The sequence below is a fragment of the Phytopseudomonas dryadis genome (genome assembly GCF_004327355.1).
Classification (GTDB): Bacteria; Pseudomonadota; Gammaproteobacteria; order Pseudomonadales; family Pseudomonadaceae; genus Aquipseudomonas; species Aquipseudomonas dryadis.
Genome location: NZ_QJUM01000030.1, coordinates 15,528 through 36,548, shown reverse-complemented (window position 1 = coordinate 36,548; position 21,021 = coordinate 15,528). Strand labels below are relative to the sequence as shown.

18 protein-coding genes are annotated in these 21,021 nt (G+C 64.8%); 7 read left to right on the top strand and 11 right to left on the bottom strand.

Features of this window, described 5'->3' with window-relative positions:
- The first annotated feature begins 166 nt into the window (after positions 1-166).
- Positions 167-1,081 (top strand): AraC family transcriptional regulator, encoded by a 915-nt coding sequence (locus DNK34_RS20965; RefSeq protein WP_131173675.1) that lies wholly within the window; start codon positions 167-169, stop codon positions 1,079-1,081.
- Between the two features lie 252 nt (positions 1,082-1,333).
- Here the strand turns inward: DNK34_RS20965 and DNK34_RS20960 are convergent, their stop codons facing one another.
- The 6 genes from DNK34_RS20960 to dnaX form a co-directional block, all read right to left on the bottom strand.
- Positions 1,334-3,862: a TonB-dependent siderophore receptor gene (locus tag DNK34_RS20960; protein WP_131173676.1), complete on the bottom strand. Its 2,529-nt coding sequence runs from the start codon at positions 3,860-3,862 to the stop codon at positions 1,334-1,336.
- Between the two features lie 205 nt (positions 3,863-4,067).
- Positions 4,068-5,030 carry a FecR domain-containing protein gene (locus DNK34_RS20955; protein ID WP_131173677.1) on the bottom strand — a complete coding sequence of 321 codons (963 nt, stop codon included), beginning with the start codon at positions 5,028-5,030 and terminating at the stop codon, positions 4,068-4,070.
- Between the two features lie 3 nt (positions 5,031-5,033).
- The gene (locus tag DNK34_RS20950; RefSeq protein ID WP_131173678.1) at positions 5,034-5,546 is read right to left on the bottom strand and encodes a sigma-70 family RNA polymerase sigma factor; all 513 of its coding nucleotides are present in this window, start codon (positions 5,544-5,546) and stop codon (positions 5,034-5,036) included.
- A 272-nt stretch (positions 5,547-5,818) separates the two neighbouring features.
- Positions 5,819-6,418 (bottom strand): recombination mediator RecR, encoded by a 600-nt coding sequence (recR, locus tag DNK34_RS20945; protein ID WP_131173679.1) that lies wholly within the window; start codon positions 6,416-6,418, stop codon positions 5,819-5,821.
- A 206-nt stretch (positions 6,419-6,624) separates the two neighbouring features.
- Entirely contained in the window at positions 6,625-6,951 is a 327-nt protein-coding gene (locus tag DNK34_RS20940; RefSeq protein ID WP_131173680.1) for a YbaB/EbfC family nucleoid-associated protein, read from the bottom strand.
- 17 nt (positions 6,952-6,968) lie between these two features.
- On the bottom strand, positions 6,969-9,071 hold the full coding sequence (gene dnaX / locus DNK34_RS20935) for a DNA polymerase III subunit gamma/tau (RefSeq protein WP_131173681.1): 2,103 nt from the start codon (positions 9,069-9,071) through the stop codon (positions 6,969-6,971).
- 429 nt (positions 9,072-9,500) lie between these two features.
- Here dnaX and DNK34_RS20930 point away from each other — a divergent pair, with 429 nt between their 5' ends.
- Positions 9,501-9,722: a hypothetical protein gene (locus tag DNK34_RS20930; protein WP_131173682.1), complete on the top strand. Its 222-nt coding sequence runs from the start codon at positions 9,501-9,503 to the stop codon at positions 9,720-9,722.
- A gap of 120 nt (positions 9,723-9,842) precedes the next feature.
- Positions 9,843-10,130, top strand: coding sequence for a DUF3509 domain-containing protein (locus tag DNK34_RS20925; protein WP_131173683.1), 288 nt, complete (start codon positions 9,843-9,845; stop codon positions 10,128-10,130).
- Positions 10,131-10,557: 427 nt separating this feature from the next.
- Here DNK34_RS20925 and DNK34_RS20920 read toward each other — a convergent pair whose 3' ends face one another.
- Entirely contained in the window at positions 10,558-11,115 is a 558-nt protein-coding gene (locus DNK34_RS20920; RefSeq protein ID WP_131173882.1) for a DUF1287 domain-containing protein, read from the bottom strand.
- A 197-nt stretch (positions 11,116-11,312) separates the two neighbouring features.
- Between DNK34_RS20920 and DNK34_RS20915 the strand changes: the two genes are divergently transcribed.
- Entirely contained in the window at positions 11,313-11,492 is a 180-nt protein-coding gene (locus DNK34_RS20915) for a PA1571 family protein (protein ID WP_131173684.1), read from the top strand.
- Positions 11,493-11,507: 15 nt separating this feature from the next.
- Here the strand turns inward: DNK34_RS20915 and pdxB are convergent, their stop codons facing one another.
- Both pdxB and DNK34_RS20905 read right to left on the bottom strand, forming a co-directional pair.
- The gene (pdxB, locus tag DNK34_RS20910) at positions 11,508-12,656 is read right to left on the bottom strand and encodes a 4-phosphoerythronate dehydrogenase PdxB (protein ID WP_131173685.1); all 1,149 of its coding nucleotides are present in this window, start codon (positions 12,654-12,656) and stop codon (positions 11,508-11,510) included.
- 83 nt (positions 12,657-12,739) lie between these two features.
- Positions 12,740-13,642 (bottom strand): LysR family transcriptional regulator, encoded by a 903-nt coding sequence (locus DNK34_RS20905; protein ID WP_165497285.1) that lies wholly within the window; start codon positions 13,640-13,642, stop codon positions 12,740-12,742.
- A gap of 271 nt (positions 13,643-13,913) precedes the next feature.
- On the opposite strand from DNK34_RS20905, the gene DNK34_RS20900 reads away from it, so the two are divergent.
- Entirely contained in the window at positions 13,914-14,831 is a 918-nt protein-coding gene (locus tag DNK34_RS20900; protein ID WP_207401579.1) for an EamA family transporter, read from the top strand.
- 89 nt (positions 14,832-14,920) lie between these two features.
- A complete protein-coding gene (locus DNK34_RS20895; protein ID WP_131173687.1) occupies positions 14,921-16,318 on the top strand; it encodes an MATE family efflux transporter in 1,398 nt (465 codons plus the stop codon).
- A 210-nt stretch (positions 16,319-16,528) separates the two neighbouring features.
- On the opposite strand, the gene tusA is transcribed toward DNK34_RS20895, so the two are convergent.
- The gene (gene tusA, locus DNK34_RS20890) at positions 16,529-16,771 is read right to left on the bottom strand and encodes a sulfurtransferase TusA (RefSeq protein WP_131173688.1); all 243 of its coding nucleotides are present in this window, start codon (positions 16,769-16,771) and stop codon (positions 16,529-16,531) included.
- Between the two features lie 45 nt (positions 16,772-16,816).
- Positions 16,817-17,872 (bottom strand): 23S rRNA (cytidine(2498)-2'-O)-methyltransferase RlmM, encoded by a 1,056-nt coding sequence (rlmM, locus tag DNK34_RS20885; RefSeq protein WP_131173689.1) that lies wholly within the window; start codon positions 17,870-17,872, stop codon positions 16,817-16,819.
- Between the two features lie 244 nt (positions 17,873-18,116).
- Here rlmM and acnA point away from each other — a divergent pair, with 244 nt between their 5' ends.
- A complete protein-coding gene (gene acnA / locus DNK34_RS20880) occupies positions 18,117-20,855 on the top strand; it encodes an aconitate hydratase AcnA (RefSeq protein ID WP_131173690.1) in 2,739 nt (912 codons plus the stop codon).
- Positions 20,856-21,021: the final 166 nt, after the last annotated feature.

Genomic DNA, 21,021 nt, shown 5'->3' with positions numbered 1-21,021 from the left:
CCTGCACGCGCCCCGACCGGGCGAATACGACCATAAGAGGCAGTTGCAGCAGCAAGAAATTGCCTATTCCGGGCAGATGATTGCCTGATCCTGCAACACCTGTCGGGCACGCGAGACGACGCCCGGAAACCCGGATAGGCTCTGCTCGGTACATCAGGAGCGAACCATGACACTGCCCGAAAGCCCAGACGATTTCGCCATACGCCAGACCGAGCTGGCGGCGCTCATTCAACGCTTCAGCCCGATTGACGGTATCCACGAAACCGCCATCGCCGGCCTCGGCGTGGCCTGCGCCACGCAGCCGAGCCTGCCCATGCCGACGCTGTACCGCCCCTGCCTGTGCGTCATCGCCCAGGGGCGCAAGGACATCCGCCTGGGGGCCGAACAGTACATCTACGATCCACTCAACTACCTGGTGGCCTCGGTCACCCTGCCGGTCACCGGCCAGGTGATCGAGGCGACGCCGCAGCAGCCTTACCTGAGCATGAGACTGGACATCGATCCGACCCTGATCGGCAATCTGCTCGCCGAGGCCGGGCCGATCGGTGAGCCCAATCCCGGAGCGAACTGTGCCTTGTTCGTCGACCGCCTGGATCTGCCGATGCTGGATGCGCTGATCCGCCTGCTGCGGCTGCTCGATACGCCGCGCGATACCGACATGCTGGCGCCGCTGGCGCTGCGCGAGATCTTCTATCGGCTGCTGCGCAGCCCCCAGGGCCATCGCCTGCGCGAGCTCGCCATGGCCGACAGCCAGAGCCACCGCATCGCCCGGGCCATCGAATGGATCAACAACCATTTCGACCAGGCCCTGCGAATCGAGGAACTGGCGCGCGAGGTCAGCCTCAGCCCATCCACCCTGCACCATCGCTTCAAGGCGGTTACCGCCATGAGCCCGCTGCAGTACCAGAAGCAGTTGCGCCTGCAGGAGGCGCGGCGGTTGATGCTCTGCGAAGGCCTGGAGGCGGCCTCGGCCAGCTTTCGCGTCGGCTATGAAAGCCCGTCGCAGTTCAGCCGCGAATACAGCCGCCTGTTCGGCGCCCCGCCGCTGCGCGACCTGAACCGCTTGCGCAACGCCGGCTGAGCCGCGGCCATAAAGCGGGTGAATGCCAGGTGGCGGCTCCAAGGCGGAAGCGGACGTAGGATGGGTGAAACCCATCGGCATATTGATGGGTTTCACCCATCCTACAGGTTGCCTCGCTTCTAGCTTGAAGCTTGTGGCTTGCAGCTCAACGTCCGCTCCCGCCTTTAACTTGAAGCTTGAGGCTTGCAGCTTATGGCTGCTTCCGCCTTTGTTCTGCCCACCATGATCGCGGCATGCCGCGATACCTGATGTTCAGAAATCGTAGGAAACCGTTCCCATCACATTGCGCCCCTCGCCGTAGTAGCACTGCAGCAGCGAGTTGCAGGCGGCGACGTACTTCTCGTCGGTGAGGTTGTTGAGGTTCAGGCGCACGCCGACGCCATCCAGGCCGAGCCGCGCCAGGTCATAGCCCAGGGAAGCGTCGAACAGGGTGTAGGACGGCAGTTGCAGGGTATTTTCCGCATCCGCCCAGCTGCTGCCGAAATAGTGCGCGCCGGCACCGATCCGCACGCCCGCCAAGGGGCCGGCCTCGAAGGTATAGTCGGCCCACAGGCTGGCCATGTTGCGCGCCACCACGTTGGGGCGGTTGCCACGGTTGTTCACCCCCGCGGCGTTGATCACATCCCTGGAATACTCCACGTCCATATAGGTGTAGCTGGCCAGCACGTTGGCGTTGTCCAGGGGGCTGAAGCGAGCCTCGAACTCGACGCCACGGGAGCTGACCTCGCCCACCGAGCGGAAGAAGTATTCGTTGGAATCCTTGCTCGCCAGGTTGGACTGGGTCAGGTCGAAGTAGGACAGGGTGAACAGGTTGTCCGTGCCCGGCGGCTGGTACTTGATGCCCACCTCGGTCTGCTTGCCCTTGGTCGGATCGAGCAGGCTGATGTCGTAGCCGCCGCTGGCATTGAGGTTGTAGGCGCTGGTGGTATTGGGGTTGAACGACTCCGAATAGCTGACGTAGGGCGATACGCCGTTGTCGAAGGCGTAGAGCACGCCGACACGCCCGGTGAACTGCTCCTGCCGGGCCTCGTCGGCCTGATCGCCATAGCTCGGATCGCGGGTGTGATCGAAGGACACGTCGACCCAGTCCTGACGCGCGCCGAGGGAGAGGCGCCAGTTGCCCAGGGCGATCAGATCCTGCAGGTACAGGCCGGTCTGCTCCAGACGACGCAACTCGTCGTACTGGTGGTAGTAGTCGTAGCTGACCGCCGGCCGACCACTGCCGTAGGGGTTGATCAGGCTGGCCTCGCTGCCCAGGCCACCGCTGTAGGCGACCTTGGCCTTGCGCCGCTGATAGTCGAGCCCGGTGACCAGCGTATGGCTGAGCGCGCCGGTGTCGAACTCGAACTGCAACTGGTTATCCACGCTCCAGGCGTGCAGCACCTCATCGCCACCCGAGTAGGGACGGTGCAGATCCCCCACGCCGCCATAGGGCACGTACTGATCCAGGCTGTAACCATACTGGTAGACCTGCCCGGACTTCACCGTGGAATCCAGGTACTGGAAGTTCTGCCGGGCCGACAGCACATCGTTGAAGCGATGCTCGAGCTGGTAGCCAAGCATCTGCTGGTCACGCTCGAACTTCTCCAGGTCATCGTCGCCCTCGAAGAAGTGGCGGGAAATACGTTGGCCGTTGTAGGAAGTCACCGAGCCCGCCGCCGGCAGGCCGCCGTGGTAGCCGCTCTTGGGGTCGTGCTGGAGCATGGCCAGCAGCGTCAGGCGGGTATCCTCGCTGAAGTCGATGCTCAGCGACGGCATCAGCGCGTAGCGCTGCTCCTCGACGCCATCGACCTGGGTACCGGCATCCTTGACCACACCGACCAGCCGGTAGGCGACATCCTGTCGATCGTTCAGCGGCCCGGTGAAATCGAACGCCGTCTGCTTGTAATCGTGGGAGCCGTAGGAAAACTGAAGGTGCCGGCGCGTCTCGTACTCCGGTTTCTTGCTGGTCAGGGCCACCAGGCCGCCCGGCTGGCTGCGCCCGTAGAGCACGGAAGACGGCCCCTTGAGCACGTCGATCCGTTCGACGAAGAACGGGTCCACCTGCAGGCTGCTGTAGGTACCGCTGTCGCCCAGCAGTTTCTGGCCGTCGAGGAACAGGTTGTCCACCGAGCCATCGTTGATGCCGCGCATGGCCACGTAGTCGTAGCGGGTGGTGGCGCCATACGGCGTACTCATCAGGCCCGGCGTGTAACGCAGGGCCTGGGCGACGCTGCGCGAACCCTGGTCGTCCATCTGCTTGCGGGTGACCACGGACACGGTCTGCGAGGTTTCCAGCAAGGGCATGCTGGTCTTGGTCGCCACGCTGCTATGGGTGGCGTTGTAGCCCTCCATGCTGCCCAGGGCGTTGCCCAGGGCGAAGGCCTTGATATCGGTGCCGCCCAGTTGCAGGCTGCCCGCGCTCGACTGGCCGGCGGCCTGCAGCGAATAGCCGCCGTTGCCATCGGCCACGGCTTGCAGACCGCTGCCGCGCAACAGTTCGGCAAAGCCGGCCTCGATCCCATAGCTGCCCTGCAGGCCGGGGCTGAGCTTGCCTTCGGTCAGACGCGCGTCCACCGACAACAGCACCCCCGCTTCGCCGGCGAAACGGCTCAACGCCGAAGACAGCGGCCCGGCCGGTATCTGGTAGCTGCGCGCGCCCTGCTGGTAGGCCACATCGGAGGCCACGCTCTGCGCCATCAGCAGGGACGGCGACAGCGCTGTCAAGGTCAGTGCGGCCAGACGAATCGAGCGGCGCAGGTACGTCGTCGAGGGGATGAACAGGGAGCGACTCGAATGCATGAAAAGTTCTCCGTTGCAGGTAGGGCCGCGCGTAGCGCGCGTGCCGGATGCAACTGAAGCCAGGCGAGAAAGGAAAAGGGGAACCGCTGAATGAAAATATTCTTATGCGGCGTTGCTCAGGGTTTGTTGACGTTCCAGCACGGCCGCGCCCGCCTTGCTCCCCTCTCCCCCCGGGAGAGGGGCCGGGGGTGAGGGTTCGGGCTATCTAGCCATCCAGCGGCTCCAGCGTCACCCACCAGGGCAAGCGCCGATTGAGCCGAATCGGCAGGCTGTTCTGCAGGGCATCGAGAATGCGCTGGCCATCGGCCAGGGGATAGGCGCCGACCAGGCGCAGATCGGCCACCCGGGGATCGCAGCCCAGGTACCCCGGCAGATGATTGCCCAGCTCCTCGACGAAATCCCCCAGGCGCATGTCGTCGGCCAGCAGGATGCCCCGGCTCCAGGCCTGGCGGCCCTGATCCACCGGCTCGCTGGCGGCGATACCGTCGCGGTCGAAGCGCACCTGGCGACCAGCCCCCAGTACCTGGCGCGTAGCGGCGCCGAACGGTTCGATCCGTACTGCGCCCTCGAATACGCTGAGCTGGGTGAAGCCGTCGCCCTCGCGCACGCTGAAGCGCGTGCCAAGCGCCCGCAGGCGTCCCTGGGCGCTGTCGACCACCAGCGGCCGCGGCGGTTGCACGCTGTCCCGGGCAGTGTCGATCAGCACTTCGCCGCGCAACACCTGCAGGCGCCGCAACGACGCGCCATAGTCCACATCCACCGCCGTGCGGCTGCTCAGCCACAGGTGCGTGCCATCGGCCAGGCGCGTGTCGCGGATCTCCCCAGTGCCGGTTCGCTCGCTGGCCACCCAGGCGCGCCAGGGCAGCCGGGCGCCGCCGCCGACGGCGAGCAGGCCGGCACCGCCGAGCAGCAGGAACAGGCCCAATACCTGGCGACGGCCCTTGAGCGGCCCACGCAGCGCCTGCCCCGCCGCCTGGCGGCGCTCATCGCCAGGCAGGCGGGCGAACTGGCCGCTGATCGCCTCCACCCGCCGCCAGGCCGCCGCATGCTCGGGGCGCGCGGCCAGCCACTGGCACCAGGCCTGGCGCTGGGCTTCGCTGACCGGCGCATCGGCCAGCACGGCGAACCACTCGGCGGCCTGTTGCAGGGCGCGGTAATCGGCCGACACGCTTCAGGCCTCGGCCAGCATCAGGCAGTGCAGCATGGCCTGGGCCATGTACTTCTTCACCATGCGCTCGGAGACCTGCAGACGCCGGGCGATGACGGCATAGGTCAGGCCGTCCAGCTGCGACAGCAGAAAGGCCTGGCGCACCTTGTCCGGCAAGCGCAGCAACATGGCGTCGATGGCCAGCAGGGTCTCCATGATCAGTTCGCCGGCCTCGGGCGACGGCGCCAGGCTTTCCGGCTGTCGGGCCAGGGCGTCTAGGTAGGCCTGCTCGATGGCCTGGCGGCGCCAGAAATTCACCAGCAGGGAATGGGCGATGGTCGACAGGTAGGCCCTGGGTTCGCGCAGCGCCGGCAGCTCGCGCTCTCGGGCCAGCAGGCGGAGGAAGGTGTCCTGGGCCAGATCGGCGGCATTGTCGGCGCAGCCCAGGCGCTTGCGCAGCCAACCGATCAGCCAGCCACTGTGCTCGCGATACAGATGTTGCAGAGACTGCTGAGGGGAAATCTCGCCGACCGACATTGAGCGCACCTGGCACCGCATCTGAACAAGGCACGAATGGTAATGCTTCTCAAGATCAAATTACAGCGGCTCGTACCCCTTGCCGGGGCAATCGCGCGATACGCTCGAACAGCCGGAAACAGCGCTGGAAAGCTGGAGGCTGAACGAAAAGCGGCTCGAGGACGATGCGAAACAACGGTTTCTCGTTCAGCTTTCCAGCCTCCAGCGCTTTTCATCGAGTGCGGGCCATGCCCTAACGCCATAGCGCGATTGCCCCTGGGTCCCTTGCCAGGCTACAGGCTGATGGGGCGGCGCCCGGCCAGTGCATGGGCCAGGGTGCCGCCGTCGACCAGCTCCAGCTCGCCGCCCAGCGGCATGCCGTGGGCGATACGCGAAGCCACCAGCCCCCTGCCCGCCAGCAACTGGGCGATGTAGTGGGCAGTCGCCTCGCCTTCGACCGTGGGGTTGGTGGCCAGGATCACCTCGCTGAACTGGCCGGCATCGATGCGCGCCAATAGCTCGGGAATGCCGATGGCCTCCGGGCCCAGGCCATCGAGGGGCGACAGGTGCCCCTTGAGCACGAAATAACGCCCGCGAAAGCCGGTGTGCTCCACGGCGTAGACATCCATCGGCCCCTCGACCACACAGAGCAGGCTGTCATCGCGGCGCGGGTCGAGGCAGATCGGGCAGACCTCGTCCTCGCTCAGGCTGCGGCACGACTTGCAGTGCCCCACCCCTTCCATCGCCTGGGTCAGCGCCTGGGCCAGGCGCAGGGCACCGCTGCGATCACGCTCGAGCATCTGCAGGGCCATGCGCTGGGCGGTCTTCTGCCCGACCCCGGGCAGGATGCGCAGGGAATCGATCAGGTGGCGGATCAGCGGGCTGAAGCTCATGTGCGGGGCTCGACGATAAAAGCGGGAAGATAGTACGGCAAAGCGTCGCTACGCGACTCGATCCTATGGGTGCTTCAAGGCGAAAGCGGACGGCCGATGAGAGCGCTAGAGGCTGAAGGCTGAACGACAAGCAAACCGCACAGGCTCTTTCGTCCAGCTTTCCAGCCTCAAGCGCTTTTGATCGAAGGCCGAAGGCCGCTTGCGCCTTAGAACGGCATCTTGAAGCCCGGCGGCAACTGCATGCCGGCGGTCATGCCGGACATCTTGTCCTGGCTGTTCTGCTCGACCTTGCGCACGGCATCGTTGACCGCGGCGGCGATCAGGTCTTCGAGGATTTCCTTGTCTTCCTGCATCAGGCTGTCGTCGAGACTGATGCGCTTGACGTCGTGACGTCCGGTCATCACCACGCTGACCAGGCCGGCACCAGACTGACCGGTGACTTCGGCGTTGGCCAACTCTTCCTGCATCTTCTGCATCTTTTCCTGCATCTGCTGCGCCTGCTTCATCAGGCCGGCCATGCCACCTTTCATCATGATGTTGTCCTCGGTAGTCAGGGATTGACGATGGTATCGACGGGTTCGATGCTGTCCGCACGCACGGAGGCGGCGAACTGTTCGATCATTTGCTGCACCAGCGGATCGTTGTGGATCGAGGCTTCGGCCTCGCGCTGGCGGTTGGCGCGCTTGCGCGCCGCTGCCTGGGCCGGGGTCTCCTGCTCGGGCTTGATCAGTTCGATGCTCAGTTGCAGCTCACGGCCATGGTACTGGTTCAGGGCATCGTTGAGACGCCGCTGCTGGGTGGCGTTGAACAGGGCGCTGTGCCCCGGATCGAGGTGCAACAGCCACTTGTCGCCCTCGACGGCGATCAGGCTGCAATTGGCGCCGATGCTGCCGGTCATGCCGGACAGCCCCAGTTTGGGAAACAGTTCCAGCCACTGCGCCGCCAGGCCGGTGGCCGGTCGTGCGGCCGGCTCGGGGTCGGGCTCAGGCGCGGCGGGCTGGTCACTGCCGACGTCGGCGAAATCGTACTCGAAGCCCTGGGCGTCCATCTCGACATACTCGTAGTCGCCGGGCGGCGGCTCATCGTCGCTGTCGGGCGGATTCAGGTCTTCACTGTCGATGACCGGTACGTCGGCCAGTTCGGGCTCGACCGCGGCCACGGCGACTGGCTCTGGCTCTGGCTCTGGCTCTGGCTCTGGCTCTGGCTCTGGCTCTGGCTCTGGCTCTGATTGGACGACAGGCGGCGCGATCGAGGCCGCGGGTTCGGCGACGGCCTGAGGCTGAACAGCCTCGACCACCGGGGCGGCAGGCGTCTCGACCACGGCGGCTGCCGCCGGCGATTCTTCCCAGGGCGGCGTGATCGCGGCGGCGGCCGGCACTGCGGCAGGGGCAACCACGGGGTCAGGCTCGGGCGCAGGCTGTGCCGCGTCGGCGGCAGGGGCCGGGGCGCCGTTCAGGGCGACAACCGGCGCGGCACTGGCCGCACCGGCCACTGGGTTGGGGCGGGGATCAGTCGTGGCCTGGCTGATCCCGAGGGGCTTTAGCGCAATCCTCGGAGCACCTTCGCTGTCCGCCGGTCTGAACGCCAGCATGCGCAGCAGCACCATCTCGAAGCCACTGCGCGGGTCCGGCGCCAGCGGCAGGTCGCGCCGGCCGATCAGGCCCATCTGGTAATAGAACTGCACATCCTCGGCAGGCAGTGCCTGGGCCAGCTGCAGCACCCGCTCGCGATCGCCCTGGCCGTTGTCCACGGCCTCCGGCAGCGCCTGGGCGATCGCCACGCGGTGCAGCACATTGAGCATTTCCGCCAGCACACCGTTCCAGTCCGGGCCCTGTTCGGCCAGATGGCGCACGGCCTCGATCAGCCCTCGGGCATCGCCCTCGAGCAGCGCGTGCAGCACACCGTATACCTGGCCGTGGTCGAGGGTGCCGAGCATGGCCCGCACATCGGCGGCGAGCACCTTGCCTTCACCGAAGGCGATCGCCTGGTCGGTCAGGCTCATGGCGTCGCGCATCGAGCCATCGGCCGCGCGACCGAGCAACCACAGCGCATCGTCCTCGAACGGAATGTTCTCGGCGCCGAGCACATGGGTCAGGTGCTCCACCACGCGCTCGGGTGGCATGTTCTTCAGGGAGAACTGCAGGCAGCGCGACAGCACCGTGACCGGCAGTTTCTGCGGGTCGGTGGTGGCGAGCAGGAACTTGACGTGGGGTGGCGGCTCCTCCAGCGTCTTGAGCAGCGCATTGAAGGAACTGGTGGAGAGCATGTGCACTTCGTCGATCAGATAGACCTTGAAGCGCCCCCGGCTCGGCGAATACTGCACGTTGTCCAGCAGCTCGCGGGTGTCCTCCACCTTGGTGCGGCTGGCGGCGTCCACTTCGATCAGGTCGACGAAGCGACCTTCGTCGATTTCCCGGCATACCGAACAGGTGCCGCAGGGCGTGGAGCTGATGCCGGTTTCGCAGTTCAGGCACTTGGCGATGATCCGCGCGATGGTGGTCTTGCCCACCCCGCGGGTGCCGGTGAACAGGTAGGCGTGGTGCAGGCGCTGGCTGTCGAGCGCATTGATCAGAGCCTTGAGCACATGGGTCTGGCCGACCATTTCGCGGAACGAGCGCGGACGCCATTTACGTGCAAGAACCTGATAACTCATCGAAAACCGTCGCCAGAGGAAAGCAGAAGAGGACTAATGCTAGCGCAAATCGCATCGGCGGCGCGACGTCCGTCGGCAGACATATAAAGATGAAAATCGCGCTGGATAAAAATCGTCCAAGCCCGTATGATCCGCAGCGTTCGTACCACGCTGCAAGTCACCCGGCCTTCAACGGCCCCCTCGATGGTTTCCTGGCCTGTCGGCATCCAAGCGATGCACTCACCCGCCACGATCCACCCTGCTGACTGATCTGGCCGTCTCGCACCAGCGCTGACTCAAGCCAGCCTTCCGAAGTACCGACCCGCTCGATGTTCGTGCCACAAGGCTGAACTTACAGCGCGCAGTCCGCTCCGATCAGATGATCCAGTCAATGTCTGGAGCACCATTTAGCGCAATGACGCGCCCGTTGTTTTAGGAAATACCCAAAAAATGAATACACATCACCAGATTCAGGTTGCCATTCGCACCCTATCCAGCGCTTTCGCGCCCCTGGCCTGCCATATCCTGGCGGCTCGCAAAGGCAGTTTCAGCTTCACCGTGGTCGATCACACCGGCGTGGCGCAGCACAGCCAGCGCCTGTACCCCGGCCAATACAGCGGTGACTCGCTGCAGAACGTCATCGAGCGCACCCGCCAGTCGCTCGCGCTGTAACGGCAAGAACCGCGCAAAATTGCGGAAGAAGTCACCATTTTGAGCAGAAATACCGGCCATCATCGAACTTAATCCCCCCTGGGGGATCATAGGGTTTCACCCTTAGGATGGAGTTCGGTAATGGAAAATGGTAATCGCCAATTGGTCGAGCAGCTATTCGCCCCCCTGCGTGCCACCTTCAGCCCACCCCGCCCGGATGGCAGCATCGTTCTCTCCCTGCTGGACGAAGCGGACACCACCGCCTACAGCCGGGTGCTGCAAGTGTTGCAACTCAACGATTCGCAAGCCTTCGCCCAGAGCCTGGAAGACATCCGCCTGGAGCTGGCCGTGCGTGCCGGCAACATCCCGGCCGAGATGCGCAAGGCGCTGAAGGAGCAGGACAGCGTGCTCAGCTATCACAACGCCTGAGCCCCTGCCCCCCGTCCTGGCCCCCAAAGTAGCCCGGGTCGAGCGCAGCGACACCCGGGAGCTGCCCTGGGTATCGCTGCGCTCAACACCAGGCTACCGGTCTGCTTCCCTAGGGTGGAACACGCTTCATCGTTCTACCAGTGGCCATCGCTCGATAATGCCAGTTAAGCGTTTGGCGGCTTGATCAGGCCCTGTGGGAGCCGAGCCCCTGCGGCGATCGATGGCCGTGACACAGCCTGTGGAATGACCACCATCGCATCGCGCCGAGGTCGACGCTCCTACACGGCCGGTGGTTTGCCGCTTTTCTATACATCCCAGCTCCCCAGAATGGGAGATGAGGCAAAGCCTTATCCGATCACAGACTGCGTGAAAACTATTGCGCTCGGCCATACGGGCTGGTGCCGCGGGGCTTTTTATGACCTGCGTTTCAGGGTTCGAAGCGGTAGTGGCCGATGATCGGGAAGCGCAGCAGGATGGCCTCTTCCCGTGTGCCGGCGCCGATGTTGTGCAGGATCAGTGGCTCGCCATCGGCGCCGTGCCGATCGGAAACGATACCGATATGGGTCAGGCCGCGTCCCAGATTCCAGATGACGATGTCGCCCGGGCGGTAATCGCCCCCCTCGGCGCTGCTCTGCACGGCCAGGCCCTGGCGAGCGAACCAGGTCATCAGGTTGGGCACGCGGCGATGATCGATATTGCGATCCGGCCGGGTCAGGCCCCAGTGCCGTGGGTAACGGGCGAAATTGGCGGTCATGTCCTCGTGCACCGCCTTCTGCAGATCCAGCCCCTGCTGGCGCAAGGCGCGAATCACCACGTCGGTGCACACCCCGGTTTCCAGCGGCACATCACCACCGGGATAGGCCAGGCGGCGGTACTGCGGATCATAGGACAGCGTCACGCCGACCTGCTCGCGAGCGGCGCTCACCAGCTTCTGCGCCTCGACGGCCCAGGCCGGCGCAACCAGCAGGCAGCCCAACAGCAGCATCCATAACCTCACCACACCCCTCCTCGATCGTCCGCCATCGGCTCGCTGAACGAAGCTGTACGACGGATTGCCTTTCTAAGCCCGCACTTTTTTGCCAAAGTGGTTCCTGACACCCCATGTAGGGAGACATGGACACCGCTATACACTGTCCGCCGGGCACTCTCCGGACAGTGCGAATACCCGATGAGGAGACAACCATGAGCCCCAGCGAACACCCCAGCGCACAGCCAGCCACTCAGGCGCCGAAAGAGCTGCTCAACGGTGCCGTCATCGACCCTGACGGCCGCGAGATACCCATCACCGAGCACATGATCCAGGATGCCTGCGACAAGCTGGACAAGGATCTGGGCAAGCCCGAGCAAGACCCGGCCTCCTGAACCGGCCGTGCGCCCTCACAACCTGATCACCCTGGCGCCCAGCGCGGTGGTCAGGTCGTGCAGCCGCGCATCTTCGCCACATAGCTCGATATCCAGCCCCTCGATTTCCCGGCGTACGGGATAAGCCTTGCGCAGCAGGTCGAAGGCCGCGCCACGCGCCGCCGCATCGCCCTGCAGGCTGCGCCGGAAATCCGCATCGTCACGCCGCGGATCGTAGACCGCACGGCATAGGGTGGTCAGCGCCCAGGCCGGATCGCTGCCCGCCTGCAGCCTCAGCGAAGAAAGCCAGCGCCCGGGCATCAAGGACTCCAGCGCCACGTGCGGCGCCAGCCCCCGGTGCCGGCAGAAGGCCTGATAGACCTGCGCCGTTCCGCGCAGCTTGCCGTCCAGGCTGTAGCCGGCGATATGCGGGGTGGCGATCCGGCACAGGGCGGCCAACTCGGCATCCACCCTTGGCTCGCCCTCCCAGACGTCCAGCACCACATGCAGATCGGCTCCCTGAGCGAGCCGCTCACGCAAGGCGACATTGTCCACCACCGCGCCACGACTGGCGTTGATCAGCCAGGCACCGGGCTTGAGCTGACGCAAACGCTCGGCATCGAACAAGTGATGGGTGGCGAACTCGCCGCCGCGTACCAGCGGCGTGTGCAGACTGATCACATCGCAGCGTTCGACGATCTGCTGCAGCTCGACATAGTCCCCGCCCTCCGCGCGCTGGCGCAGCGGATCGCACACCAGCACGGGCCAGCCCAGCCCACGCAGCACCCGCACCAGGCGTTCGCCGACCTGGCCGGCCCCGACCACGCCGTACGTCAGGCTCGGCAGTACGGCGCCCTGACGCTCGGCCAGCGCCAGCAGACTGCCGAGCACGTAGTCGACCACGCCTCTGGCGTTGCAGCCCGGCGCACTGCTCCAGGCAATGCCCGCCTCGGCCAGGTAATCCAGATCCAGATGATCGGTACCGATGGTGCAGGTACCGACGAAACGCACCCGACTCCCCGCCAGGAGGGCACGGTCGACGCGGGTGACCGAGCGCACCAGCAGCACCTCGGCATCCTCCAGGGTGGCACTGTCGATGGCACGGCCGGGCAACCGGCGAATGTCGCCGAAACCACCGAAGAAGGCATCGAGCAGGGGTATGTTTTCGTCCGCGACTATTCGCATGGGGGTCTCCGCAGTTCGGCGCGTATTCTATGCAGTGGCCGCGCTCACAAGAACAGCGACCAAAGGCTTCATCGTCAATACGTTCAACCGCAAGCCTGACGCCATTGGCCAAGCTCACCGCCACGCCCGACTGCCAGCTCTGAAGAAACGACCTCGAACAGACGGGTCAGCTGAGGCGAATGGGTGCCCTCACCCCGCAGGAAAATACCGATTTCCACCATATCGTTATCCGGCAACCCATCGCACTCACCCAGGATGCGCAATGACGCACTGTTGACGCTGTATTTCAGCATGAAGGAAATCCCGATACCCGCCTCGACGGAGGAACCGATGGCGCTGAGGTTGGCAGTGCTGAGAACCACCCGCCATGGAACGCCGTGGGCATCCAGCTTTTTCAGGACCCGCTCCTGCCAGGGACAACCGCTACCGAAGGCGATGATCGGCGTTTCCTGACTTTGCGGCAATTGGAAGTCGTGCGCGGAGACCCAGACCAGGCTCTCGTGCCAGGTGAGCGCCGGTAGTGCCTCGACATGCTCCTTGTCAGCGATCACGATTTCCAGCCTCGATTCACTCAACAGCCTGGAGAGCCTCTTGCTGTCGCCGACAATGATTTCCAGGCGCACGCCCGGATGACTCTTGGTGAAACGCTCCAGCACCCTGGGCAAAGTCCCGATGGCAATGTCTTCCAGCATGCCGATGCGGATGGTTTCCACCTCGCTCACGCAAGCGATCATGCGCCTGGCATCCTCGCTCAGGCTCAGGATTTTAATGGCATAAGGCAATAGCGTCTCGCCGGCTGCCGTGGCCGTCACTCCCTTGGGCGAGCGCTCCAGCAGCTTCACCCCAAGATCGTCCTCCAGCCGCTTCAGCTGCAGGCTGAGGGCAGCCTGCGTTCTATGCAATACCTCCGCAGCTCGACTGAAAGAGCCCATATTCGTGATCGTCACGAAGGCCCGCAGCAGATCGCTGTCCAGATCAGATTTCATATACGTGCGTCCATTCATGCCCCACTCGCCAATGGGCGCGACTATACACCTGCAGCATCGCCCTCATCGCGGCGGCCCATCCGAACAGACTGAATTAAGAATAACTAATTCTTGAATAAGAATAACTTGATCGCCTTGGGCAAAGCGGGCCGGTAAGTTCCTGCTTAGAGTGAATGACACCAAACAAGCAACGAGCGTCCACGCGAAAACCAATCGGAAGTCCTGATACCTCCTGCCTAACTAACGTAGGAAGACGCTGCTTGAGGCGCACATGCAAGACACCATGGAAGAAAGAAAAGCCGGCCACATACCGCCACAACAGGGCAGAACCCCGCACTTTCGAATTAGCAGAAGCGTTGCGGTTCTGTTCTGCCTGGCGTCGATGTTCAGTATCCAGTTGGGCGCTTCCCTTTCCTTGGGAGTGATGGAAAACTTTGGCAGCTATACAACCACCTGGATCAGGCTGTGCTTCGCCGCCGTCATCGTCTACCTGATCGCCCGCCCGAACTTCCTCAGTTTCGACCGACGCCAATGGGTCGCGGCCCTCTCGCTCGGCGCAGCCATGGCCCTGATGACGACATCCGTATTCGCGGCCATTCAGAGCGCCCCACTGGGGTTGGTGATCGCCATCAACTTCCTCGGCCCCATCAGCGTCGCCCTGCTCGGCCTCTCCGGTTACAGAGCCTACACCTGGCCCGCGCTTTCGCTGGTCGGTGTCCTGCTGATCGCCTATAACGGTACAGCCTGGGTCACCGATACCCGAGGCCTGCTATTTTCCTTCGGTGCCGCCATCGGCTGGGCCGGCTACATACTGCTGATGAAACGGGTGGGCAGCCAGTTCAAGGGGTTGCAAGGACTTTCGGTCTCACTACTCTCGGCGGCTCTGATCATGACCCCCATCGGCCTGAGCAGCGCCACCGAACTGCGCAACCCGGAGCTGTTCCTTTACGGAGCAGGCCTGGCGATCCTGGTGCCCCTGCTGCCTTACATCCTCGAAATGCAGGCGCTGCGCCAGCTCAGCTCAATGTCCTTCGGACTGCTGATGAGCGTGGAACCGGCGATCGGTGCATTGCTCGGCTTTCTCATTCTCTCGCAGGCGCTTTCCACCATGCAGGTTGTCGGTGTGGTGTGCGTGGTCGCCGCCTCGATTGGTGCGTTGAGAAACCAGCAATCCGCCGCCAAACCATAAGATGGCATTCGCTTCACCCCGGCGCCTTTCCTGACCACAGCGTCAAGGCGTAGACTGCGCGGTTTTCCATGTACGACTGCGAACCCTCCATGCCTGCCGAATCACGCCTGCGGCGCGTACGCACCGAACTGCGCACGCTGCTGGCCCTGGCCACGCCCATCATCATCGCGCAACTGGCGTACACCTCCATCGGTTTCGTCGACACGGTGATGTCGGGGCGCTTCAGCGCCCGCGACCTGGCCGCCGTGGCGCTGGGCAACTCGATCTGGGTACCGCTGTTCCTGCTGATGACCGGCATCCTGCTGGCGACCACGCCCAAGGTGGCGCAGCGCTTCGGTGCCGGCCAGCAGGCCGAGATCGGCCCGCTGGTGCGCCAGGCCCTGTGGCTGGCCCTGGCCGTCGGCTGCATCGCCGCCACGCTGCTGTGGCACGCCGAGTTGGTCCTGCGCCTGATGCAGGTCGATGCGGATCTGATCGAGCCGGCCATGGGTTATCTGCACGGCGTGGCCCTGGGTTTTCCCTGCGTGGCGCTGTTCCATGTGCTGCGCTGCTACAGCGACGGCCTGGGCCGAACCCGCCCGGCCATGGTGCTGGGACTGCTCGGCCTGCTGCTGAACATCCCCCTCAACTACGTGCTGATCTACGGCAAGCTCGGCCTGCCGCCGCTGGGCAGCGTGGGCTGCGGCTGGGCCACGGCGCTGGTGATGCTGTTCATGCTGCTGGGCATGCTCTGGTGGGTACGCCGGGACCCGGTGTACCGGTCGAGCGAGCTGTTCCAGCGCTTCGATCCGCCGCGCTGGGCGCTGATCAAGCGTCTGCTGGGCATCGGCCTGCCCATCGGCATTTCGGTGTTCGCCGAATCGAGCATCTTCGCCGTCATCGCCCTGCTGATCGGCGGCCTGGGCGCCACCGTGGTGGCTGGCCACCAGATCGCCCTGAACTTCAGCTCGCTGGTGTTCATGATCCCCTATTCCATCGGCATGGCCGCCACCGTACGCGTCGGCCAGGCCCTGGGCCGTGGGCAACCGCGCGAGGCGCGCTTCGCCGCCGGGGTGAGCATGGGCACCGCCCTGGCCTACGCCTGCCTGTCGGCCAGCGGCATGCTGTTGCTGCGTGAACAGATCGCGCAGATCTACACGCCGGCGCCGGAGGTCATCGCCCTGGCGGCGAGCCTGATCGTCTACGCCGCGCTGTTCCAGTTCTCCGACGCCATCCAGGTCACGGCAGCCGGCGCCCTGCGCGGCTACCAGGATACCCGCGCGACCATGATCATGACCCTGTTCGCCTATTGGGGCATCGGCCTGCCGGTGGGCTACCTGCTCGGCCTCAGCGACCTGCTGGGCCCGGCCAGCGGCCCCGCCGGGCTGTGGCAAGGCCTGATCGTCGGCCTGACCTGCGCCGCCCTGATGCTGACGTTACGCCTCAAAAGCAGCGCTCGCCGGCGCATCCGGCTCGTCGAGGCACGAAGAGGCGTCGACATGAAATGACCGGATTGAGGCGCAAACGGCCGTAGGGTGGACGACGTTTCACCTACGCGGCCCGCCCCCGTCCACCGCTCCACAATCGCAATGGTGGACAAAAAGAGCGTTGTCCACCCTACGCCTGAACGACAAGCAAACCCCATGGGCTCTTTCGTCCAGCTTTCCAGCCTCAAGCGCTTTTATCGAAGGCCGAAGGCCGCTATCGCCTTGAACCACTCAGTCAGTCTTCTTGCGAATCCAATACAGGTAACTGCCCGCGTCCTCCTTCTGCGCCACCAGCTCATGGCCGAGAAACACGCAGAACTTGGGAATATCGCGGCGGGTCGAGGGGTCGGTGGCGATGACCTTGAGCAGGCCGCCAGCCGGCAGATCGCGCACCTTGTTGTGCAGCATCATCACCGGCTCCGGGCAGAGCAGCCCGGTGGCGTCGAGGGTGTCATCGGCAATGGCATCAGGCATCGGGGACTCCGCAACAGATTCTGGTAACGGCGGGCGGCGGCCCGCCTATTTGCTCAGACGGCGCAGGTGGCAGGTGACTTCCTCGCGGTCGTGGTAGAGCTGCTTGCAGGCGATCGAGACCTTGATCCTGCGCGCGGCAAAGCCCTCGGCGATGCGCTCGAGCAAGCGTCGAACCTCGGCATAGCGCTGTTTCATCGGCAACTTGAGGTTGACCACCGCTTCGCGGCAGTGGCCCTCGCCGATCCAGGCTTCCAGCAGCGCCGCACTGCGCGCCGGTTTCTCGACGATGTCACAGACCATCCAGTCCACCGGATGTTTCGGCTTCCAGGTGAAACCGTCGACCATCAGGTGCTGCACCAGGCCGGTGTCCATCAGGCTCTCGGCCATCGGCCCGTTGTCGATGGCGGTGACCAGCATGCCGCGGCGCACCAGTTGGTAGGTCCAGCCGCCTGGCGCGGCGCCGAGATCGACAGCGGTCATCTCGTCGGACAGGCGTTCGTCCCACTGCTCGCGGGGAATGAAGGTATGCCAGGCCTCTTCGAGCTTGAGCGTCGAACGGCTGGGTGCCTCGCGGGGAAACTTGAGCCGCGGGATGCCCATGGGCCACAGCGCCGAGTTGTTCGCTTCGGCGACCCCGACGAAGACCTCGCGACCACTTCTGAAGGTCAGCAACAGGCGCGCCTTGCGCGCGTCCTCGACCAGCCTGCCGGCGGCCGTCAACGCCTTGCGCAGCGGCGCTTCGAACTTCTTGCAGAAGCCCGACAGTTCCTTGCCGTCATTGGTATCCAGCACCTCCAGCCACAGGCTGCCGAACGCCGGGTAGGCGGCCAGATGCGCCAGCAACACGCTGATACGATCCTTCTCCGGCAGTTCGATGAAGCCGCCACGGGCCCACTGGCGCACGAAGATCAACTGACTGAAGCGCACCCCGGCCATGAGTCGCTCGGCACCGCCCGGGTCGCTGCAGATGAATTCGGCGCAGGCGGTATCGGGCCTGGCCTTGGCGTAACCGGCCAGCTCCAGGCGGGCGGCGTGTTCGGCGATTTCCGCGCAGACCTCGCTCTCGAAACCGGGACGGCAGTGCAGCAACAGGGTATTCATGGGGGCTCTCAGAGGGTGTTCCCGTTTCGGCGCAAGCCGCGCATGATAGCGAAAACTGGAACCCTCGGCGCCTGCTCCCGGTCCAGTGCACAGAATCCCGGTATTCACCGGGCCCGCTGAACAGGCCCTTTGCGCCCTTCAGGCCGCCTCGCAACGAGGGCCGCGGGTACCATCGAGCAGAGCCAGCAGAGACTCTGCCATAACCAGACCGGCTTGTACCGTGCAAGCCACAAGGAGATGCACGATGTCTTCCATCGATAGCCTGAATTGCCGCCGCACACTGGACGTCGAGGGCAAGCGCTATGAGTACTTCAGCCTCCCCGAAGCGGCCAGGCAGCTCGGCGATATCGACAGATTGCCGGTATCGCTGAAAGTCCTGCTGGAAAACCTGCTGCGCTGGGAGGACGACAAGACCGTCACCCGCCAGGATCTGCAGGCCCTGAGCGACTGGCTGCAGGCACGCCGCTCCGACCGCGAGATCCAGTACCGCCCCGCCCGGGTGCTGATGCAGGACTTCACCGGGGTACCGGCGGTGGTCGACCTGGCAGCCATGCGCGATGCCATGGCCAAGGCCGGTGGCGACCCGCAGAAGATCAACCCGTTGTCGCCGGTGGACCTGGTGATCGACCACTCGGTGATGGTCGACAAGTTCGCCAGCCCCGCGGCCTTCGGCGAGAACGTCGATATCGAGATGCAGCGCAACGGCGAGCGCTACGCCTTCCTGCGCTGGGGCCAGAGCGCCTTCGACAACTTCAGCGTGGTGCCGCCGGGCACCGGCATCTGCCACCAGGTCAACCTGGAATACCTCGGCCGCACGGTGTGGACGAAAGAAGAGGACGGCGTGACCTACGCCTACCCCGACACCCTGGTCGGCACCGACTCGCACACCACCATGATCAACGGTCTCGGCGTACTCGGCTGGGGCGTCGGCGGCATCGAAGCGGAGGCGGCCATGCTCGGCCAGCCGGTGTCGATGCTGATTCCCGAGGTGATCGGCTTCAAGCTGACCGGCCGACTCAGGGAAGGCATCACCGCCACCGACCTGGTGCTGACCGTGACCCAGATGCTGCGCAAGAAGGGCGTGGTCGGCAAGTTCGTCGAATTCTACGGCGACGGCCTGGCCGACCTGCCCCTGGCGGATCGCGCCACCATCGCCAACATGGCCCCGGAATACGGCGCCACCTGCGGTTTCTTCCCGGTCGACGAGATCACCCTCGGCTATCTGCGCCTTTCCGGTCGTCCGGAAGCGACGGTGAAACTGGTCGAGGCCTACTGCAAGGCCCAGGGCATGTGGCGCCATGCCGGCTTCGAGCCGGTATTCAGCGACAGCCTGGCCCTCGACATGAGCAGTGTCGAGGCCAGCCTGGCCGGGCCCAAACGCCCGCAGGACCGCGTCGCCCTGCCCCAGGTGAGCAAGGCGTTCGAGGACTTCCTCGGCCTGCAACTGAAACCGACCGCCAAGGAAGAAAGCCGCCTGGAAAGCGAGGGCGGCGGCGGAGTCGCCGTGGGCAACGCGGCGCAGAACGGCATCGAATACCAGCACGACGGCTACACCTACAACCTCAACGACGGGGCGGTGGTGATCGCCGCCATCACCTCCTGCACCAATACCTCCAACCCCAGCGTGATGATGGCCGCCGGCCTGCTGGCGAAGAAGGCCGTGGAGAAAGGCCTGCAACGCAAACCCTGGGTCAAGAGCTCCCTGGCGCCCGGTTCCAAGGTGGTGACCGAGTACTTCGCCGCCGCCGGCCTGACCGAATACCTCGACACACTCGGCTTCGACTTGGTCGGCTATGGCTGCACCACCTGCATCGGCAACTCCGGGCCGCTGCCCGATCCGATCGAGAAAGCCATCCAGGAAGGCGACCTGACCGTGGCCTCGGTGCTCTCCGGCAACCGTAACTTCGAAGGCCGCGTGCACCCGCTGGTGAAAACCAACTGGCTGGCCTCGCCGCCGCTGGTGGTGGCCTATGCCCTGGCCGGCAGCGTGCGTGTGAACATCGCCGACGAGCCCCTGGGCGAGGATCGCGACGGCAAGCCGGTGTACCTGCGCGACATCTGGCCGAGCCAGCAGGAAATCGCCGAGGCGGTGCAGCAGGTCGACACCGCGATGTTCCGCAAGGAGTACGCCGAGGTCTTCGCGGGTGACGAACAGTGGCAGGCCATCGAGGTGCCGCAGTCGGATACCTATGCCTGGCAGGCCGACTCGACCTATATCCAGCACCCACCCTTCTTCGAGGATATCGCCGATGCGCCGCCGCCCATCGGCGACGTGCACGACGCCAACATCCTCGCCCTGCTCGGCGACTCGGTGACCACCGACCACATCTCCCCGGCCGGCAATATCAAGGTCGACAGCCCGGCCGGCCGCTACCTGCGCGAGCAGGGCGTGGAGCCGGTGGACTTCAACTCCTACGGCTCGCGTCGCGGCAACCACGAAGTGATGATGCGCGGCACCTTCGCCAATATCCGCATCCGCAACGAAATGCTCGACGGCGAGGAAGGCGGCAATACCCTGCACGTCCCCAGCGGCGAGAAACTGGCCATCTACGACGCCGCCATGCGCTACCAGCAGCAGGGCACGCCGCTGGTGGTCATCGCCGGCAAGGAGTACGGCACCGGCTCCTCCCGCGACTGGGCGGCCAAGGGCACCAACCTGCTGGGGGTCAAGGCGGTGATCGCCGAGAGCTTCGAACGGATCCACCGCTCCAACCTGGTGGGCATGGGCGTGCTGCCGCTGCAGTTCAGCGCAGGAGCGGACCGCAAGAGCCTCGGCCTGAGCGGCAGGGAAACCCTCAGCATCAAGGGCCTGGATGGCGTCGAGATACGCCCGCTGATGCCGCTCACCCTGGAAATCACCCATACCGACGGCAAACGGCAAAGCGTCGAGGTGCTGTGCCGCATCGACACCCTCAACGAGGTCGAGTACTTCAAGGCCGGTGGCATCCTGCATTACGTGCTGCGTCAGTTGATCGCCAACTGATCGGCAACCTGCATGGTCGCCGCAAGGATGCGGCGGCTGCAGGTTGCAGGCCCTCGGCCCGTAGCCCGGGTGGAGCGAAGCGATACCCGGGAATGCGCCGATGGATGTCTATCGGTGTGACGGTGGAAGGAAAAAGCGTCTTCCACCCTACCGAGTCGCCACAGTC

Coding starts and splice junctions, on each gene's coding strand:
- DNK34_RS20965 (WP_131173675.1), top strand. CDS start 167: ATGACACTGCCCGAAAGCCCAGACGATTTCGCCATACGCCAGACCGAG.
- DNK34_RS20960 (WP_131173676.1), bottom strand. CDS start 3,862: ATGCATTCGAGTCGCTCCCTGTTCATCCCCTCGACGACGTACCTGCGC.
- DNK34_RS20950 (WP_131173678.1), bottom strand. CDS start 5,546: ATGTCGGTCGGCGAGATTTCCCCTCAGCAGTCTCTGCAACATCTGTAT.
- recR (WP_131173679.1), bottom strand. CDS start 6,418: ATGAGCTTCAGCCCGCTGATCCGCCACCTGATCGATTCCCTGCGCATC.
- DNK34_RS20940 (WP_131173680.1), bottom strand. CDS start 6,951: ATGATGAAAGGTGGCATGGCCGGCCTGATGAAGCAGGCGCAGCAGATG.
- dnaX (WP_131173681.1), bottom strand. CDS start 9,071: ATGAGTTATCAGGTTCTTGCACGTAAATGGCGTCCGCGCTCGTTCCGC.
- DNK34_RS20930 (WP_131173682.1), top strand. CDS start 9,501: ATGAATACACATCACCAGATTCAGGTTGCCATTCGCACCCTATCCAGC.
- DNK34_RS20925 (WP_131173683.1), top strand. CDS start 9,843: ATGGAAAATGGTAATCGCCAATTGGTCGAGCAGCTATTCGCCCCCCTG.
- DNK34_RS20920 (WP_131173882.1), bottom strand. CDS start 11,115: ATGCTGCTGTTGGGCTGCCTGCTGGTTGCGCCGGCCTGGGCCGTCGAG.
- DNK34_RS20915 (WP_131173684.1), top strand. CDS start 11,313: ATGAGCCCCAGCGAACACCCCAGCGCACAGCCAGCCACTCAGGCGCCG.
- pdxB (WP_131173685.1), bottom strand. CDS start 12,656: ATGCGAATAGTCGCGGACGAAAACATACCCCTGCTCGATGCCTTCTTC.
- DNK34_RS20905 (WP_165497285.1), bottom strand. CDS start 13,642: ATGAAATCTGATCTGGACAGCGATCTGCTGCGGGCCTTCGTGACGATC.
- DNK34_RS20900 (WP_207401579.1), top strand. CDS start 13,914: ATGCAAGACACCATGGAAGAAAGAAAAGCCGGCCACATACCGCCACAA.
- DNK34_RS20895 (WP_131173687.1), top strand. CDS start 14,921: ATGCCTGCCGAATCACGCCTGCGGCGCGTACGCACCGAACTGCGCACG.
- tusA (WP_131173688.1), bottom strand. CDS start 16,771: ATGCCTGATGCCATTGCCGATGACACCCTCGACGCCACCGGGCTGCTC.
- rlmM (WP_131173689.1), bottom strand. CDS start 17,872: ATGAATACCCTGTTGCTGCACTGCCGTCCCGGTTTCGAGAGCGAGGTC.
- acnA (WP_131173690.1), top strand. CDS start 18,117: ATGTCTTCCATCGATAGCCTGAATTGCCGCCGCACACTGGACGTCGAG.